Source organism: Bradyrhizobium sp. 192 (assembly GCF_023100965.1).
GTDB lineage: Bacteria > Pseudomonadota > Alphaproteobacteria > Rhizobiales > Xanthobacteraceae > Bradyrhizobium > Bradyrhizobium symbiodeficiens.
The window spans coordinates 5,538,690-5,556,000 of record NZ_CP064690.1 but is presented as its reverse complement, the minus strand read 5'-3'; the positions used below and the strand labels follow the sequence as shown (position 1 = coordinate 5,556,000).

At 63.6% G+C, this 17,311-nt stretch carries 22 protein-coding genes and 2 pseudogenes; 14 read left to right on the top strand and 10 right to left on the bottom strand.

Annotated elements, in window-relative coordinates:
• Positions 1-43: 43 nt before the first annotated feature.
• Both IVB24_RS25820 and IVB24_RS25815 read right to left on the bottom strand, forming a co-directional pair.
• Positions 44-1,267, bottom strand: coding sequence for an ABC transporter permease (locus tag IVB24_RS25820; RefSeq protein ID WP_247769505.1), 1,224 nt, complete (start codon positions 1,265-1,267; stop codon positions 44-46).
• Positions 1,264-1,653, bottom strand: a pseudogene (locus IVB24_RS25815) (ATP-binding cassette domain-containing protein); the annotation flags it as partial. The pseudogene IVB24_RS25815 and the gene IVB24_RS25820, both read right to left, overlap by 4 nt.
• Before the next feature lie 20 nt (positions 1,654-1,673).
• Between IVB24_RS25815 and IVB24_RS25810 the strand changes: the two are divergent.
• The 6 genes from IVB24_RS25810 (at position 1,674) to IVB24_RS25785 (ending at position 4,602) form a co-directional block, all read left to right on the top strand.
• A complete protein-coding gene (locus IVB24_RS25810; protein WP_247774175.1) occupies positions 1,674-2,273 on the top strand; it encodes a response regulator in 600 nt (199 codons plus the stop codon).
• 179 nt (positions 2,274-2,452) lie between these two features.
• Positions 2,453-2,854, top strand: a complete 402-nt coding sequence (locus IVB24_RS25805) for a curlin subunit CsgB (RefSeq protein ID WP_094971933.1) — start codon at positions 2,453-2,455, stop codon at positions 2,852-2,854.
• Between the two features lie 117 nt (positions 2,855-2,971).
• A complete protein-coding gene (locus tag IVB24_RS25800; protein WP_094971932.1) occupies positions 2,972-3,364 on the top strand; it encodes a curlin in 393 nt (130 codons plus the stop codon).
• A 26-nt stretch (positions 3,365-3,390) separates the two neighbouring features.
• Complete coding sequence (locus tag IVB24_RS25795; protein ID WP_247769504.1) at positions 3,391-3,801, top strand: curlin; 411 nt, start codon at positions 3,391-3,393, stop codon at positions 3,799-3,801.
• 66 nt (positions 3,802-3,867) lie between these two features.
• A complete protein-coding gene (locus IVB24_RS25790; protein ID WP_276578213.1) occupies positions 3,868-4,308 on the top strand; it encodes a curlin in 441 nt (146 codons plus the stop codon).
• Positions 4,309-4,320: 12 nt separating this feature from the next.
• Entirely contained in the window at positions 4,321-4,602 is a 282-nt protein-coding gene (locus IVB24_RS25785) for a hypothetical protein (RefSeq protein ID WP_094971929.1), read from the top strand.
• 53 nt (positions 4,603-4,655) lie between these two features.
• Here IVB24_RS25785 and IVB24_RS25780 read toward each other — a convergent pair whose 3' ends face one another.
• A complete protein-coding gene (locus IVB24_RS25780; RefSeq protein ID WP_247769502.1) occupies positions 4,656-4,937 on the bottom strand; it encodes a hypothetical protein in 282 nt (93 codons plus the stop codon).
• Positions 4,938-5,220: 283 nt separating this feature from the next.
• Here IVB24_RS25780 and IVB24_RS25775 point away from each other — a divergent pair, with 283 nt between their 5' ends.
• Positions 5,221-5,664, top strand: a complete 444-nt coding sequence (locus IVB24_RS25775) for a hypothetical protein (RefSeq protein ID WP_162406573.1) — start codon at positions 5,221-5,223, stop codon at positions 5,662-5,664.
• 1 nt (position 5,665) lies between these two features.
• Here the strand turns inward: IVB24_RS25775 and IVB24_RS25770 are convergent, their stop codons facing one another.
• Positions 5,666-6,508 carry a GNAT family N-acetyltransferase gene (locus tag IVB24_RS25770; RefSeq protein WP_247769501.1) on the bottom strand — a complete coding sequence of 281 codons (843 nt, stop codon included), beginning with the start codon at positions 6,506-6,508 and terminating at the stop codon, positions 5,666-5,668.
• Between the two features lie 114 nt (positions 6,509-6,622).
• On the opposite strand from IVB24_RS25770, the gene IVB24_RS25765 reads away from it, so the two are divergent.
• Positions 6,623-7,327, top strand: coding sequence for an SDR family oxidoreductase (locus IVB24_RS25765; protein ID WP_247769500.1), 705 nt, complete (start codon positions 6,623-6,625; stop codon positions 7,325-7,327).
• Between the two features lie 24 nt (positions 7,328-7,351).
• On the opposite strand, the pseudogene IVB24_RS40240 reads toward IVB24_RS25765, so the two are convergent.
• From IVB24_RS40240 to IVB24_RS40230, 3 genes and pseudogenes are all read right to left on the bottom strand, one after another.
• A pseudogene (locus IVB24_RS40240) lies at positions 7,352-7,795 on the bottom strand (transporter).
• Between the two features lie 71 nt (positions 7,796-7,866).
• Positions 7,867-8,151, bottom strand: a complete 285-nt coding sequence (locus IVB24_RS40235) for a hypothetical protein (protein WP_346771340.1) — start codon at positions 8,149-8,151, stop codon at positions 7,867-7,869.
• A complete protein-coding gene (locus IVB24_RS40230) occupies positions 8,148-8,396 on the bottom strand; it encodes a hypothetical protein (protein ID WP_346771339.1) in 249 nt (82 codons plus the stop codon). Before IVB24_RS40230 ends, IVB24_RS40235 begins: the two co-directional genes overlap by 4 nt.
• A 217-nt stretch (positions 8,397-8,613) precedes the next feature.
• Here IVB24_RS40230 and IVB24_RS25755 point away from each other — a divergent pair, with 217 nt between their 5' ends.
• From IVB24_RS25755 to IVB24_RS25730, 6 genes are all read left to right on the top strand, one after another.
• Positions 8,614-11,256 carry an arylsulfatase gene (locus tag IVB24_RS25755; RefSeq protein ID WP_247769499.1) on the top strand — a complete coding sequence of 881 codons (2,643 nt, stop codon included), beginning with the start codon at positions 8,614-8,616 and terminating at the stop codon, positions 11,254-11,256.
• 50 nt (positions 11,257-11,306) lie between these two features.
• On the top strand, positions 11,307-11,606 hold the full coding sequence (locus IVB24_RS25750) for a hypothetical protein (RefSeq protein WP_247769498.1): 300 nt from the start codon (positions 11,307-11,309) through the stop codon (positions 11,604-11,606).
• A 78-nt stretch (positions 11,607-11,684) separates the two neighbouring features.
• Complete coding sequence (locus IVB24_RS25745) at positions 11,685-12,170, top strand: tetratricopeptide repeat protein (RefSeq protein ID WP_247774174.1); 486 nt, start codon at positions 11,685-11,687, stop codon at positions 12,168-12,170.
• Between the two features lie 190 nt (positions 12,171-12,360).
• A complete protein-coding gene (locus IVB24_RS25740; protein ID WP_094971924.1) occupies positions 12,361-12,747 on the top strand; it encodes a metalloregulator ArsR/SmtB family transcription factor in 387 nt (128 codons plus the stop codon).
• A 2-nt stretch (positions 12,748-12,749) separates the two neighbouring features.
• Positions 12,750-13,241: an SRPBCC family protein gene (locus tag IVB24_RS25735; RefSeq protein ID WP_247774173.1), complete on the top strand. Its 492-nt coding sequence runs from the start codon at positions 12,750-12,752 to the stop codon at positions 13,239-13,241.
• A gap of 290 nt (positions 13,242-13,531) precedes the next feature.
• Positions 13,532-13,798: a hypothetical protein gene (locus tag IVB24_RS25730; protein WP_181956838.1), complete on the top strand. Its 267-nt coding sequence runs from the start codon at positions 13,532-13,534 to the stop codon at positions 13,796-13,798.
• Between the two features lie 31 nt (positions 13,799-13,829).
• Here IVB24_RS25730 and IVB24_RS25725 read toward each other — a convergent pair whose 3' ends face one another.
• From IVB24_RS25725 to IVB24_RS25715, 3 genes are read right to left on the bottom strand one after another with little or no spacing between them, the layout of a single operon-like run.
• A complete protein-coding gene (locus IVB24_RS25725; protein ID WP_247769497.1) occupies positions 13,830-15,053 on the bottom strand; it encodes an ABC transporter substrate-binding protein in 1,224 nt (407 codons plus the stop codon).
• A 19-nt stretch (positions 15,054-15,072) separates the two neighbouring features.
• Entirely contained in the window at positions 15,073-16,059 is a 987-nt protein-coding gene (locus IVB24_RS25720) for a tripartite tricarboxylate transporter substrate binding protein (RefSeq protein ID WP_247769496.1), read from the bottom strand.
• Between the two features lie 55 nt (positions 16,060-16,114).
• Positions 16,115-17,311, bottom strand: a complete 1,197-nt coding sequence (locus IVB24_RS25715) for a CoA transferase (protein WP_247769495.1) — start codon at positions 17,309-17,311, stop codon at positions 16,115-16,117.

Genomic DNA, 17,311 nt, shown 5'->3' with positions numbered 1-17,311 from the left:
CCTCCGTGGCCTGCGGGTTATTGTGGCCATCCCCAGCATGTCGTCATTCCGTTTTAAGCGCCTCGATCGGGCTGAGCCTGGATGCCTTGTGTGCGGGATAGAAACCGAAGATGAGGTCGGTGGCGATCGAGAAGACGCGGGCGAGGGCGATCGCCTGACCGTCGATCGAGGTCACCCATCCCGCCATGCGGGCGACCGTCATCGAGAGCGTGACTCCGCCGGCAACCCCGATGGCGCCGCCGAGCAGGCAGAGCACCAGCGCCTCGCAGAGAAACTGCAGACGGATGTCGCGCGTCCGCCCTCCGAGCGCGCGGCGGATTCCGATCTCCCGCGTGCGTTCCGTGACCGACACGATCATGACATTCATGATGCTGATGCCGCCGACCAGCAGCGAGACCGAGGCGATGGCGACGAGCAGCAGCGCGACAGTGCGGATCGCACCCTGCTGCGCTTCCATCGCGGCGGCGGGATCCTGGACCTTGAAGTCGTCCTCCTGGCCGGCGGGGACCCGGTGGCGCTGGCGCAGCAGGTTCTCGATCTCCGATCGCGCGCCCGCCATCTGTCCATCGCCAGCCACCTTGGCGATGATGTAGGCCACCGAATCCCGATTGATGTTGCTGGCACTGCCGAGGAAGCGCAGCTTGGCGGTGGTGAGCGGCACGAAGGCGACGTCGTCCTGCGCTGGATCCTTGCGATCGAGAACGCCGACCACTTCGAGCGGGACCTTCATGATCCGGATCTGGGCGCCGATCGGGTCGTCGCCGGCCGCGAACAGCTCGCGGGCGACCGTGCTGCCGAGGATCACAACCTTGCCGGCTCCTGCCTCCTCGGGGCCGGAAAAATAACGGCCGGCGGCGAGCTGCCAGTCGCGCACCATGAAATGGGCCGTCGTCGTGCCGTTGATCGTCGTGTTCCAGTTCTTGCCCTCGTGGATGACCTGGGCCGTCCCGGCGATCGAGCCGGCCGCGGCCTGTACTTCCGGAATCTGCTCCAGGATGGCCTGCACGTCGCTCTCGGTCATGGTGAGCTTGCTGCCGTCCTTGAGGCGCACGCCGCCCTGGTATACCGCGCCGGGGATGATCATCAGCACGTTGGCGCCGATCGATCGGATCTGTTCCTGCAGGCGCAGCTGTGCGCCGGCGCCGATAGCAAACACGGTCACGATGGAGGCGACGCCGATCACGATGCCGGGCATGGTGAGGAAGCTGCGTAACGGATTGAGGCGCAAGGCATGCAGCGCGATCTGAAAGCCCTGGAGCATCGTCATGGCGCGGCGCTCCGCTTCGGCAGGATCGTGGCCTGCTTTTCGTCGGCGACGAGCTCGCCGTCATGCAGGCGGATGGTGCGGCGGCACTGCGTCGCGATGCCGGGATCATGCGTGATCATCACGATGGTCTGGCCAGTCCGGTTGAGCGCTGCGAACAGCGCCAGGATCTCGGCGCCGGTCCGGCTGTCGAGCGCACCGGTCGGCTCGTCAGCGAGCACGATCAGCGGGGAGGCGATCAGTGCGCGCCCAATCGCGACGCGCTGCTGTTCGCCGCCGGAGAGCTGCCGCGGGAAGTGATGGGCCCGGTGCAGCATGCCGACGGCCTGAAGGCTCTCTTCGGCGCGCGCCAGGCGTTCCCTGCGACCTACGCCGCAATAGACCAGCGGTCGTTGATGACCAAGTCCAGATCCGAACCGCGATCGGAAGTCTCTGCGAGGAGACCGGTCATCAGGTGAAGTTGTTTGCGTCGACGGACGAGTTTCTCACGGAGAACATTTCCGGCGGGCCATCCTGCCTCGTGCTCGACGTCCGCTTTCCCGGGACGTCGCCGACCGGCCTCGAGCTGCAGCGCCGGCTCGCCGACACGGGCGTGCCCATCCCTATCGTCTTCATCAGCGGTCATTCAGACGTCCGCGTCTCGGTCGAGGCCATGAAGCGCGGCGCGGTCGAGTTTCTGCCAAAACCCTTCCGGGAGCAGGAGATCCTCGACGCGATCAGGCATGGCATCGAGCGCGACCGCAGGCGGCTGGAGCGCGAAGATACGGTGCGTGAAGCCCGCCGGCGCGTCGAGACGCTGACGGCGAGAGAGCGCGAGATCATGCTGCTGATGGCCGAAGGGCTCGTCGCCAAGCAGATCGCGGCGCGACTTGGCGTCAGCGAAGTGACGGCGAAGGTGCACCGCGCCAGGATGATGCGAAAGCTGGAGCTGCGCACGCCGATCGAGGTGGTGCGGCTGATCGACAGCATGGGGCGCGAAACGGAGACGACGCGAGCCGGTGCGGGATAGCGCTGCTCCCGAACTTTCATGTGCCGGCATTTCTCGCAACGTCTAGTCCGTACCGCTTAGCATGAACTGCAGTCTGTCGCGCAGGCCGGGATCGGTTCAAAGTTGTCCCTACGATGTCGGGCTCTTCCAAGACGGCATCCGAACTTAGTCAGACAACTTTTGCCAGAAAGGGATTCTCCATGCGCAAATTGTTTTTTGCTTCCGTTGCATTGTTCGCCCTGTCCTCCGCAGCGCAGGCCGCCAACACCTCGACCACGGTGCAGGTCGGTCTCGTGAACGGCTCCAGCGTCACCCAGAACGGTTTCACCAATTCGAGCTCATCGACCAGCCAGCTCGGCCTCGTGAACTCCGCGACCACGATGCAGGGCACCAGCTCGGCCTCGCTGAACAATGGCAGCACCGTGACCCAGATCGGCGTGCAGAACTCGGCGAGCACCGGCCAGGTGGCGTTCGGCAACAACTCCAGCGGGATCACCCAGGACTCGTTCGGGCCTGCCGTGCTGCAGAACAACGCGGCCGGCGTCGGTCAGCTCAGCGTGTTCGGCACCAACGGCAGCACCGTCACGCAGACGGCGCACTGAGGCACGTATCGTTCGGCCGGACGCACCTGACACGGTGCGTCCGGACCGTTCTCGAAGTACCGCAACCGGCCGGCCGATCAATTGCGACGGCTCGCTTCTTCTCGCGGAGGAAATGACATGCGGATCACCTATTTCATTGCAACCGCCGCGGCGCTCTGTGCGCTGACGGCTGCCGATGCACAGGCCGGCAACAGCGCCAGCGTGCTGCAATTCGGAACCACCAACACTTCGTTCATTTCGCAGAGCGGCGGCACCAGCAACACCGCCACGACCCTGCAGTTCGGCGCGACCAATACCGCGACGACGTTGCAGTCCGGCTCGCTTCTCACCGTCAACAATTCGGTGATCGGGCAGGGCGGCACGACCGCGACGGCGATCAATATGGCGCTCGCCGGCCAGGTCGGTGGCTCCAATTCGAGCCTGATCGGTCAGATCGGAGCGAACAACACGGCCGGCGTCGGCCAGCTCGGAATCCTGAATGGCTCGACCATTCTGCAGCAGGCGCCGTAGGCAGGCGCGACGTGATGAGGCATGTCATGAAATATTCTTCGGGATGCGCGGGCGCCGTCATGCTCGCTCTCTGCTCGGTCGGCGCCGGGTCGGCCGATGCCCAGACCGCCGACATCAGGACCATCGTCTCGATCGGCGGTCCGCCGGTCGTGCTGAACCAGAGTAGCCAGCTCAACATGGCGGGCGTGTTCATGATCGGCGGCAGCACCAGCGCGACCGTGACGCAGAACGGTACCAACAATGCCACGGGCGTCCTGCAATTCGGCGGAACGAATTCCGCATCAATCGGGCAGACGGGAGCGAACAATCTCGCCTATGTCGGTCAGATCGGCCAGTCGGCGTCCAGCCTGATATCGCAGCTAGGCACGATGAATGCCGGCACGGTGGCGCAATTCGGCACGGTTAACGCGTCGACGATCATGCAGACCGGCCCGTAAGCCGCGAGCGAACTCATCGTCGTCGGGAATCAGCGGGGAAGCGCGATGCGGCGTGGCAGAGAGATCTTGAAGCGGGTTCTGGCCGTGGCAGCGTTGTTGGTCGCCGCCTGCACGGCGACGCCGGCGTCGGCCGGCTCGGTCCAGCGCAGCGTGACCAACCGGAACGTCAGCATCGAAACGGTCGTGCAGTTCGGCGACAATGTTCAGCCCGTCACGATCGAGGAGAGCAGCCGCATCAACATCGCGCGGGTGATCCAGATCGGCGGGACCGGGACGGTGGATGCGACCATCATCCAGAACGGCACGCGCAACTATGCCAATGTGATCCAGGTGGGCGGCACCACCAATGCGATCATCGGCCAGTCCGGTGTGAGCAATACCGCCGACATCACCCAGATCGGCAATTCCACCAACGCGCTCCTGCTTCAGGTCGGCGACATGAACAGTGGAGCGGTGAGACAGTTCGGGCGTTTCAACTGGCTGGCGATCTTTCAGTTCGGCCGCTGATGGAGGTGAGACATGAAGTTGCTCCTGCTCGCATCCGGAATAGGACTCATGAGCGTGATCGCGGCGGCGCCGGCGGGCGCTGCCGACGGTCACACCACGGTGGTCCAGGACGAGAACGGCACATCGGTGATCACGCAAAGTGGTGATCCCGCGCAGGCCCAGGTCAGAATCGAGAAGGAACCCGGGCGTACGACGGTCTACCGCCGAAGCGGCGGCAACACTGCCATCGTGACGCAGGGCACTGGAAACGCGCAGGACATGCTCGACTGGCTGCACAAGCAGCAAGGACGCTGACGCATGAAGGCCCACCGTTGGTGATGAACGGTGGGCCTGATCGCGGGCGGTGCTTACCAGCGATAAGCGCCGGTTAGCGTGCCGTTATTGTTGCCGTCAGGGCCGACGTCGCCCTGCGTCGAGCTCGGGGTCGGATGGTTGGTGCCGTTGAGCGCGCCATAAGGTCCCACAACATCCGGATAATAGGCGCGCGGTTGAACCGGTTCATAGGCAGGCGCCGTGCGGTCCCAGCCGGCGCGCGGGCCGTTCCAATCATAGCCCTGCGCCGAGGCTGCCGCCGTACCGGCAATGAGGGATGCGGTGATGAGGCCGAGGAGTTTCGACGTGTTTTGCAATGGAGATGCTCCTTCTTGTGTCGGGAGCCAACGGTTGCACTGCGGGAGCGTTCCGGGTGGCGTCTGGCGACGCGATCAAACTCCAATCACTTGGTTATGAAGTGTGCGTGATGAAGAGGGACGCGTTTCCGACGATTCCGGGCGCTCTTGTCGCACCGGTTCCCGCGCCAGGACCGTGTCTTAACCAATAATTAATTATAGGTTTGCGGGTGGGCGCCGGGCCGGCCTAGCGTGGCCCCGGGGGGGCCGCGATCCGCTTAAGTCAAACGAGTTGGTGCGTAACATGACCTATCAAATTCATGGGGCCTTGCTCGCCTCGCTCAGCGCAGCCGCGCTGCTCCTTCATCCCAACGACAGTTTTGCCCGAGCCGGCGGCGGCGCGCCGCATGGGGTGACCGCTGCGCCTTCCGGCGCCATGGCGCGTGCGCCGATCGGGCCGGGCGCCCGGTTCCACCGGCGGAATAACCCCTTCGTCTACTGGCCGGGCGGCGGCGGGTTCTATGACGGCGCCGGCTACAGCCAGCCCTTCGTCGATGCCGGGCCGCCGGTCTCCACCGACGTGCGCTACACCTACACCTATGACGTCCCCTGGGACTGGTCGCATCGCTTCCCGCCGAACGTCGTGCCGTCCGACCGGCCCTATGTGCCGAGCTGCCCGACGGAGCAGGTGACGGTGCCCGGCCGCGGCGGCAGCGAGCATACCGTCAACATCATGCGCTGCTACTGAACTAGCCGAGCTCGAAGCTGGTCACGCCGAAGACGCGATCGATGCGCAACGGCGGGATCGCGCCGGTGTACATCCGTGCCGTCTCAAACACCGGCTTGAGGCCAAGCGCTTCCGCGAGCGCGATCGCCTCGGGATTGACGGCGGGAACGTCGAGGAAGATTTCGCCACCGTCGGCGCTCGCCAGCAAAGCCTGAACGACCGCCTCCGCCGCTGCGCGATCGTCGGCGACGAGCGGGCCGATCTTGCGGCCGGTCCGGCAGGGCCGGATCACGCCCCATGCGGCGAGCCTGCCGTCACGCACGAGCGCACGGCCGACATGCCCTGATGTGCCGATCCAGGCGCGCAGGAAGGCGCTACGCCGGGCCGGGAAGACGGTGGCATCGTCGGCCTCCACCAGCGCAAACGGAATCGTATCGAGCGCGACGATTTCAGCGGGCGACCTCAATGGCGCGGCTACGATGCCGCCGTAACGGATGTTGGCGTAAGCGAGCTGGAAGCCCGACTTCCTGTAATTGTCCTGCTGCGCCACGACGCCGTCGAGCCCGATCACCCGCGCGCCCGCATGCGCGATCGCCGCGTTCCAGATGCGCAGGCCGTGGCCGGAGCCGCGAAGATCTGCACGCACGATGTAGAAGCCGAGGAAGGCGAAGCGATCATCGTAATTGACGCAGGAGACGGTCGCGATCGGCTCGCCATCGATCTCGCCGACGAAGAAGCCTTGCGCGTCGGGAATTGCAAAGCAGGCGGCATCCGAGAGGCCCGGATTCCAGCCTTCGGCCGCGGCCCAGTCGACGGCGAGGGAGATGTCCTCGGGGCGCAGATTGCGGATCAGCAAATCACTCATCTCGGTTGCTCATGACGGATGCTTTCGACCATGGACCTGCCGACAGGTCTGGCTGTAGAAGGCCGCATGATAGGCCGAGCCTGCGGCTCGCCTCAACTGAAGGGATGATCGGTCATGGCAGCAGAGAAGGTTGCGCTCGTTACCGCCGGCGGCAGCGGCATGGGGGCAGGGGCTGCGCGGCGGCTGGCGGCGGACGGGTTTCGCGTCGCCATCCTGTCGTCCTCCGGCAAGGGAGAGGCACTGGCGGCCGAGCTCGGCGGGCTCGGCGTCACCGGCTCCAACAAGGAGAATGACGCTGTGAAGCGCCTCGTCGACGGCGCCATGGCCAAGTGGGGACGGATCGACGTGCTCGTCAACAGCGCCGGTCACGGGCCGCGTGCGGCCATCACCGAGATTACCGACGAGCAGTGGCACACCGGCCTCGACACCTATCTCCTGAACGTGATCCGTCCGACCCGGCTGGTGACGCCGATCATGCAGGCGCAAAAGATTGGCGCCATCATCAACATCTCGACGGCCTGGGCGTTCGAGCCGAGCGCGATGTTCCCGACCTCGGCGGTGTTTCGCGCAGGGCTCGCCGCCTTCACCAAGATCTTCACCGACGCCCATGCGGCCGACAACATCCGCATGAACAACGTCCTGCCGGGCTGGATCGACAGCCTGCCGCAGCAGGATTCGCGCCGCGACAGCGTGCCGATGAAGCGCTACGGCAAGGTCGAGGAGATCGCCGCGACGATCGCGTTCCTGGCCTCCGAGGGCGCTGCCTACATCACCGGCCAGAACATCCGCGTCGACGGCGGGCTGACGCGTTCGGTCTGAGGCAGGCGAGAGGTCGATGATTATCTACTTCGACACCTTGTGGCGGGTCGGAGCCACCGCGCTTGCGGGCGCGGCTTCAGAGATCGAGAACGTCAGCCAGGTGTTCCAGCCCGACGGCCGGTTCGCCGCGTCGAATTCGCCATAGCCCTTCAGACCGAGAAACGCCTGATTGCTGCCGATCGGGAAAATGTACCCGATCTGCGGACCCACGCCGAGAACGCGCGAGCGGAAGCTGCCGAGAACGGCCGGCTGGCCGAAATCGTCAGTGACCTGCTGATAGGCGTAACCAACGAAGCCGACGAAAACCTGCTTGGACAGAAACTGCGACACGCCCCAGTCCAGATGGAAATCGATGCCGCTTTGGTATTAGGTGTCGGGGTTCTTGAAATTATAGGTCAGGCCACCGACGGCTGAGAATTCCGTGCCTGACGTCGGATTCAAATAGGTGTAGCCGCCGCCGAAGTCGATGGCGCCATGACCGATGCCGATATTGGCCAGCCGGTTCGGATTATAGTCGCCGACGGGATATCACCGGCGCCTTAGACCATGTAATTGTGAAGGCCGTTATTCCACTTCAGCTTCAGGGTCGGATAGAGATCGCCGTAGGAAACGAGCGCGTCCTCGAGGAATCCGTTGCGTGTAGTGACGATCGGACCAACGGCGGTCGTCAACGTGCCGGCAATGCTCGCGGAATTTCTGCCATAGACGCTGGCCAGCGTTGCCGACAACTGGCCACCGAGTACCGGCGTCGCAAAGGTATAGGTCGGTGCGATGAACATCAGATCGGCCTGGCCGCGCAGGGACAGGTTGAGATCGACGTTCACGGTCGGGGAAAATCTTCCAACCTGAACTCGCGCGCCGCTGCGGCGCCGCCCGAGGCGTTCACGTTCGTATGATAGTCGATGGTAGCCAACGACCAGCCCGGCGTGGCCGGCGTCGCGGAAAGGCTGCCGAATAAGCCCGGCAGCCAGAACGAAATGCCGCTCTCGTCTGCGCGGGCGATTTGAGGCGAGACCGAAGCAACAGCAGCGGCCGCTGCAATGAATGTGCGCCATCCAGCAAGTGACATATCGCTCCCCGCGAAGCCCCGGCGTTGAAACCGGAGCTTGGTTCGCTGGTAATGAATTCAATCTACTATTGAATTTCGATTTTCCCAAGTCGCCACGGCTTGTCGAACCATGGCTCTAGCGGGCCATCGATCCATCGACTACAGTATTGATCTGCGTCAACGTTACGGAAAAGCGATAGAGCGACAGCGGCCGACGTTTTCCAGGGGAGGCATTGCAATGAACACCACTCGATCGTTGGTCGCTGCGCTTGCACTTGCACTTTCCATTTCAGCGCCAGCATTCGCGCAACAAGTTGCGTCACCGCAGGGCTCGCCGGGCGCAACGAGACCGATCGATGGAAAGCAGCTTCCGCCGCCCGACCAGAAGTTCGGCGGGGAGATCAAGGATGATGCCCTGCAGTCGAAGCCTTGGTGGGCCCCGCGTGTCGTCCCGCCGAAGGGTGCGCCCAACGTGTTGCTGATCATCACCGACGATTCCGGCTTTGGCGTACCGAGCACATTTGGCGGCGTGATTCCGACGCCAACAATGGATCGGATCGCCAATGAGGGTTTGCGCTACAATCGGATGTTCTCCACCGCGTTGTGCTCGCCGACGCGCGCCGCGCTGATTACCGGACGCAATCATCATTCGGCCGGGTTCGGGGTCATCTCGGAGCAATCCACCGGCTTCCCCGGCTACAATAGCATCATCGACCGCGACAAGGTCACGATCGGCCGCATGTTGAAGGATAATGGTTACGCCACCGCGTGGTTCGGCAAGGACCACAACGTGCCGGCTTTTGCGGCCAGCCAGTCCGGGCCGTTCGATCAGTGGCCGACCGGCATGGGGTTCGAATATTTCTACGGTTTCATCGGCGGCGATGCCAACCAATGGCAGCCCAACTTGTTCCGCAATACCACCCAGATCTATCCGTTCCTGGGAAAGCCGCCGGGCACATGGAATCTGGTTACCGCGATGGCCGACGACGCCATCGACTACATGACGCGGATGCACCAGATCCAGCCGGACAAGCCGATTTTGATCAAGTACGCGCCTGGTGCCACGCATGCACCGCACCACCCGACCAAGGAGTGGGTCGACAAGATCGGCGCGATGCACCTGTTCGACGATGGCTACGAGAAGCTGCGCGAGCGCATCTTGGAGAACCAGAAGCGGTTGGGCGTCATCCCGAAGGACACCAAGCTGGCGTCCTGGCCCGCGGACATGCTCAAGCCGTGGGACCAACTGAGCGCCGACGAAAAGAAGCTGTTTATTCGTCAGGTTGAGGTATTCGCCGCTTACTCGGCCTACAACGATCACGAGATCGGTCGCGTCATCCAGTCCTTCCAGGACCTGGGAAAGCTCGAAAACACGCTCATCATCTATATCAACGGCGACAATGGCACCAGCGCCGAGGGCGGACCTATGGGCACGCCGAACGAGGTTGCGTTCTTCAACGGGCTCAACAAATTGTCCGCCGAAGTCCAGCTGAAGTGGTACGACGTCTGGGGAACGGAGCAGACCTACAACCACATGTCGGCCGGCTGGTCGTGGGCGTTCGACACACCGTTCGACTGGTTCAAGCAGAATGCCTCGAGGCTCGGCGGCATCAATCAGAACATGGTGGTGTCGTGGCCTGCGCGCATCAAGGACAAGGGCGGTTTGCGCGAACAGTTCGTGCACGTCATCGACGTCGTGCCGACCATTCTCGAAGCGGCGGGCATCAATGCGCCCGAAGTCGTCGACGGCATCAAGCAAAAGCCGATCGAGGGCACCAGCTTCATCTACACCTTCGATGCGAAGAATGCCAAGGTGGCGTCGCGCCATTCGACCCAGTATTTCGAAATGATGGGCCAATGGGCGCTCTACAAGGATGGCTGGATGCTCAGCACCAAGGTCAATCGAGCACCATGGGAAGCGTTCGGTCCAGCCAATCCGGATCCGCTGAACAACCAGGTGTTCCAACTCTACAATTTGAACGCCGACTTCAGTCAATCCACCGACATTGCCGCCAAGAACGCGGACAAGGTCAAGGAGATGAGGGCTCAGTTCCTCGGTGAGGCGAAGAAGTACCAGGTATTCCCGATGGACGCGTCGGTCGCGGCACGCATCGTTGCGCCGCGACCAAACATCACCGCGGGGCGTACGGAGTTCGTGTACACCCAGCCGATGGTCGGCCTGCCGCAGGGCGACTCGCCGCTGTTGCTCAACACATCCTACACGGTAACGGCCGATATCGAGGTGCCGCAAGCTGGTGCAGAGGGAATGATCCTTACCTCGGGAGGACGTTTCGGTGGTTACGGCTTTTACCTGCTCAACGGCAAGCCGGTCTGGTTGTGGAATCTGGTCGATCTCAAGCGCGTCAAATGGGAAGGCGCGGACACGCTTGCGCCGGGCAAGCACATGGTCGAGTTCGAGTTCAAATACGACGGATTGGGCCCGGGCACGCTGGCGTTCAACAATTTCTCCGGCGTCGGCGCCTCCGGCACCGGCACTCTGAAGGTGGACGGCAAGGTTGTCGACACCAAGAAGATGGAAAAGACCCTGCCCATGATCCTTCAATGGGACGAGAGCTTCGATATCGGTTCCGACACGCTGACGGGCGTCAACGACGCCGACTACAAGCCGCCGTTCGCGCTGACTGCGAAGCTGAACAAGCTCACGCTCAAGCTCGATCGGCCGAAATTGTCTCCGGAGGACATCAAGAAGTTCGAGGGCGCAATGAGGGCCGCGGCGGACGGTCCGGTCTCGGAAGACCTGACCGTCGTGCAGAAACTGGAAGCGCGGTTCGACAAGAGAGAGGATTGCCGCAAGCAGGCTGATGCGAAAAAGCTCGGTCCGATTGAACGTATCCAGTTCGTAAAAACGTGCTTGCAGTGATGCATCGCGTAACGGCTCGGAAGGGGCGCTTCGGAGCCCCTTCTCACTCGATGCCGCATTTGGAGGAAATCATGAAAATCGGTCGTCCGACGGGCATCCCGGCACTCATGCTGGCCGCCGTCCTGGCTCCCGGCGCAGTTTGCGCGCAGGGTGACGGCGAGACCGTGCGAAGCATGCTCGCCGCGCAAATCCGGTCGCAAGGCTTTGTCTGCGAGAAGTCGCTCGGAGCGACGCGAGACGCAAGGCGCTCCAAACCCGATCATGCCGTCTGGGTCCTCAAATGCAATAACGCGAATTATCGGGTGAGCCGTGCGCCCGATATGGCTGCGAAGGTTGAACCGCTTCGGTAGGGGCCGCTGCTCTGACCTGCGGAACGAGAATCTCAACGGGGGCAGACCGCCGATGCCGAAGCCGAGTACAAGGCGGCGCTGAAACTCAGCCCGCAATACGCGACCGCAGCGATCAATCTGGCCGACCTCTATCGCCAAACTGGCCGCGACGGCGACGGCGAAAGCGTTCTCCGCAAGGCTATTGCGGCATCATCAGCCGACGCGGCGGCGCATCACGCGCTCGGCCTGACCTTGACCCGGATGAGACGACCCGACGAGGCGTTCGCCGAGTTGCGGAGAGCAACCGAATTAGAGCCTGATCGCTCGCGCTACGCCTATGTCTACGCCGTGGCACTGCATTCCGGCGGGCGTGCCGACGAGGCAATGAAGGTCCCAAAGGAAGCTCTGGAACGCCATCCCAATGATAGGGATGTGCTGTCGGCTCTGGTTTCGTTCAACCGCGCGACAGGCGATGCGAAGGCGGCACTGGGCTACGCCAAAAGGCTCGCAATCATTACGCCGGAGGACCGGAATCTGGGAGCGTTAATCGGGGAGATCAAGCGGCAGCTTGACAAGCCAAACTAAGGCGCCTGGCTTTCTTGGTTCAGCTCACAAAACGCACGCTGGAATGACAAGCCGCGACCGTTGTGGAGGCCAGAGCCTATGGTCCAAGCTGGCAGACTCGGAGCTTGGAATTATGCACTATCCGGAATTCACTTAGCTGGCCGGCTAACAATTATTGACGCGGGTGCACGACGGGTCTATAGTTAGCTTCATGGCTAACCAATTGTCCCGCCTCGACCAGGTTTTCGCAGCGCTTGCCGATCCGACGCGGCGGGCGATCGTGATGCGGCTGTGTGGCGGCGAGGCCTCCGTCGGCGAGCTCGCCGATCCCTTCGACATGGCGCTGCCGAGCTTCATGAAACACATCCATGTGCTGGAGACGAGCGGGCTCCTGCTGTCGGAGAAATCCGGCCGCGTGCGCACCTGCCGCCTCAGCCCGGATGCGCTGCTCGGCGCGGAGGACTGGTTCCAGCAGCAGCGCGCGATCTGGGAGGCGCGGCTCGACCGGTTCGAGGCCTATGTGATGAAGCTCAAGAAAGAGAAGGAGAGGGCGGCCGCCAGGCGGCCGTCCCGTACAACCAAACGGAAAGGTTCTTGATGATGACGAGTTCTGCCAATCCCGCTCTGGCGCAATGGTCGCTCGACCGCGAGATCGTGATGTCGCGCGTGATCGACGCGCCGCGCGATCTGGTGTTCGAGGCCTGGTCCGACCCGAAGCATCTGCCGCAATGGTTCGGGCCGAAGGGGTTCAAGGTCGAGACCTTCGAGATCGACGTCCGCGTCGGCGGCGTCTGGCGCTTCAACATGATCGGCCCCGACGGCACGGTCTATCCGAACCGCATGCGCTTCCGCCGCATCGAGCGGCCGTCGCTGATGGAGATGGATCACGGCGTCGACCAGGACGAGGATCCCGGCATGTTCCGCTTCACCGTCACCTTTGCCGAGCAGAGCAACGGCAAGACCGTGCTGATGATGCGCCAGCTGGCATCGAGCACCGCGCAACGCGACGGCATGATCGGCTTCGGCGCCGTCGAATACGGCTATCAGACGCTGGACAAGCTGGCGGCCTATGTAGCGGGCATGAAGCGTTGAGGAGCCGGGCGGTCCCGGCGACCGGGACCGCCTTCGCACACTTGAAGCCAATTCCGCTTTAGCGCTGCAGTGTGGTGCCGTTTGAGCGCGGCAGTGGCGGCATCACCCATACCGAGCGCGGCGAACAAGGCGCTTCCGGTGTTCCTGTCGCATCAGCGCCAGGCGGCATAGCCACGCAATCCTTGTCAACACGGACCACCGGCACGCCAGGGCGGCCGGTGGTTTCTTATGTCCCGGTGCGGCAAGGCGCTCGTAAAAGGAACGATCGCGCTGCTCCGGCTTTACCGATGATGACGCACATCATCTTCAGCGATTACCGCAACCCCGCCGCCGAACAGGCCTACGAGATCGCCTGGGATTTCCTGCTGCGCACGGGTGCCGTCGGCGAGGAGTTCGAGACTTGTGTGTTCCTGGCGCAACGCATCAGCGCGATGGTCGAGCAGGGGCACACGAACCGGATCCGCATGGCCAACCAAGCCATCTCCGAATATCAGCGCCATGTCGATCAACGCGACGGCGACATCCGCAGCGGCAGCCGCCTCGCGAGAGGGCGATGAGCGCCGCAGCGGAATTAGGCCTCGCGCCGCATCACTCCCTGGCTTCGTCGGTCACGATGTCGCCGAGCTTCTGCCAGCGCTGGCCATCGAACTGCACCATCTGGAATTGCTTGTTGACGCGGTAGTCGGTCGGCGAGGTCGTGACGGAGATTCCCGGCAGTGTCAGGTCGAGTACGACGTTCTTGAGGTTGGCGGCCTGCCGCATCACGTTGTCGCGGGTCAGATCGTCGCCGCATTGCTTCAGCACCTGCACCAGGAGCTGGGCCGTGATGTACCCGTAGACGTTCAGGTTCGAATCCTTGTCGCCCTCGGGGTAGTATTTCGCCATGAAGGCGAGGTAGCGCTTCATGCCGGCATCGTCCTTCCATTCGGGATCGGCGGCATCCTTGACGTAGCCGACGCTGACGACGCCCTTGGAATTCTCCAGGCCCGCCGGCTTCAGCACGGCGCTGACCGAGGAGGCGTTGATGTCGATGATGTGCAGCGGCTTCCAGCCGATCTCGGCGACCTTCTTGATCGCCTGCGCCGCCTGCTTCGGCGTCGTGGCGCTGAACAGCACGTCGGCGCCGGCATCCTTCAGCCGCAGGATCTGCGAGTCGATGGTCGGCTCGGTGATCTCGTAGGACGTCTCGGCCACGATCATCTTCCCCGCCTTGTCGCCGAGGCCAACCTTGAGGCCGGCGAGATAATCCTTGCCGAGGTCGTCGTTCTGGTAGAGCACGCCGATCTTGGCGTTCGGATGGTTCTTCAGCAAATATTGCGCGTAGATCCGGCCCTCGACGAGGTAGGAGGGGTTGAAGCCCATGGTCCAGGGAAAGTTCTTGGGATCGGTGAAGCGCGCCGCGCCGGTCGCCGCGAACAGCTGCGGGATCTTCTTGGCGTTGAGATATTTCTGCACGGCGACATTCGGCGCGGTGCCGATGATCTGGAACGTCAGCAGCACCTCGTCGCTTTCGACCAGCTTGCGGGTCTGCTCCACGGTCTTCGGCGGCGAATAGGCATCGTCGTACTGGATCAGCTCGACCTTGCGGCCGTTCACGCCGCCCTCGTCGTTGATCATCTTCATGTAGGCGGCCTGGGTCTTGCCGATCACGGCATAGGCCGAGGCCGGGCCGCTGAGCGGCACGGTCTGGCCGACCTTGATCGCGGTGTCGGACGCGCCGACATCGTATTTCTTCTGCGCCTGCGCTGCTGGGATCGACAGCGCGAGAAGCAAGGCGGAGGCTGCGATGTGTCTGAGAGAAACGCTTGTCATGTCCGGTCCTTCCCGATTGTCATTCGCCCTTGAGACCAGCATCGCGGATCAGCTTGGTCCATTTCTTGGTCTCGGCGTCGATGAACTGGCCGAACTCGGCCCCGGTGCCAGCACGCACTTCGAGGCCCTGGGCGGTCAGCTTGTCCTTGATCGCTGGCTCGGCGAGCGCGCGCAAAATCTCGGCCTGGAATTTGTCGACGATCGCGCGCGGCGTCGTGGCGGGCGCCATGAAGCCGTACCAGCCCGCCGCCGCCACGTTGGGAAACCCCTGCTCGCGCAGGGTCAGGGCCTGCGGATAGAGCGCGCTGCGCTCGGCTGAGGCGACGCCGAGCACCGTGAACTTGCCGCTCTGGATATAGGGCAGGGCGGTCGGCAGCGCCGTCAGCGTGGCGTCGACGCGGCCGGCGAGCAGTTCGGTGTAGGAGGCGGCATCGCCCCGGAACGGGATGTTGAGACCCTTGACCCCGGCGTCTCGGAACAGCAGCTCTCCGGCGAGGTGCGGCTGCGAGCCGGCGCCGGGAGAGGCGAAGGTCAGCCCGTCCGGTTTCGACTTGCCATAGGCGATCAGCTCGGGGAGTGTCTTGAACGGCGCATCGGCGCTGATGATGAGGAACAGCGGCGCGACCACGACCATCGCGACCGGCTGCAGATCCTTGCGGTCATAGGTCAGCTTGCCGAACAGCGCCTCGGCGGTCGCATAGGGGGCCGCGACGTAGAGAAGGGTGTAGCCGTCGCCCGGTGCATGGGCGACCATGTCGTTGGCGATGCGGGTGCCGGCACCCGGCTTGTTCTCGACGATGAACTGCTGACGCAGGCTGCGGCCGAACTCTTCGGCCAGCAGGCGCAGCGAGATGTCGTTGGAGCCGCCGGGTCCATAGGGCGAGATCAGCCGCACCAGGCGCGTCGGCCATGCGTCTTCGGCCTGGGCCGTCAGGCTTGAGCCCGCGACCAGTCCGCCTGCGAGCGTGCCCAGCAGGGTTCTGCGTGTGACCTTGAATGATGTCACTGTCTTCTTCCTCCCTTATTTTCTTGTCTGCTTTTTATTGGTCTTGTTGTTGCGCTCAGATCACCTTTCGCTCGGTGAGCCTTTCGACCTCCTGGTCGGAAAGGCCGAGCCAGTTGCGAAACACCTCGTCATTGTCCTGGCCGACGTCGCCGGCGGCGTGGCGCATTTGCGCGGGATCATTGGTGAAGCGCGGGACGACGTTGGCCATCGCAACCGTGCCGAAATCCCGGTCGGGGACGCGGGTGATGACCTCGCGCGCTTTCACCTGCGGGTCGTCGGCGATCTGGTCGATCGAATAGATCGGAGCGAGCGTGCCCTGCGCGGCATTGAATCGCGCGAGGACCAATTCGAGGGGATGGGCGGCACACCAGCCGGCGAAGATGCTGTTGAGCTCGGAAGCGTGCGCGACGCGCCGGTCGTTGCTGGCAAAGCGCGGATCGGTAATCAGGTCGGGCCGTTCGATCGCCCGGCAGTTCGCGGCAAACAGCGCGTTGGTCGACCCCGCCAGCGTCACCCAGTGATCGTCGCTGGTGCGGAACACGGCGGCCGGCGCCGAATAGCCGTTGGCATTGCCGATCCGGCTGCGAACGGTGCCGAGCTGATCGTGCTCGATGGCGAGGACGTCGAGCAGGCGGAAGGTCGCCTCAGTGAGCGAAAGATCGATCTCCTCGCCGGGCGCATCGGGGTCGCGCGCCCGTTTCCACAGCGCTGCGAGCACGCCGACGGCGCCGAACAGGCCGCCGATCGAATCCCCGATCGGGTATCCCGGATGGGTCGGTTCGCCGTCGCTCTCGCCGGTGATGTAGGTGAGCCCGCCCATGGCCTCGAAGATGCGGGCAAAGCCGGGCCGCTCGCGATAGGGCCCGTTCTGCCCGAAGGCGGTGGCGCGCAGGATCACGAGGCGCGGCTGGATCGACCACAGTACCTCACTCGACAGGCCCCAGCGATCGAGCGTTCCCGGACGGAAATTCTCGATCAGCACGTCGAAGCGCGGCAGCAGCTGCTTGAACAGTGCAAGTCCGTCCGGCATGCGCAGGTCGAGCGTGGCGAACTTCTTGTTGCGGTTGGCTGCTTTCCACCACAGCGGCTTGCCGTCCTTGAACGGCGGAAACGAGCGCACGCCGTCGCCGTTCCCGGGCATCTCGATCTTGAGGACGTCGGCGCCGTAGTCGGCCAGCAGCGTCGCGGCAAAGGGCGCGGCGATGATGGTTGCGATATCGAGAACCTTCAAACCTTCGAGCGGACCAGCCAT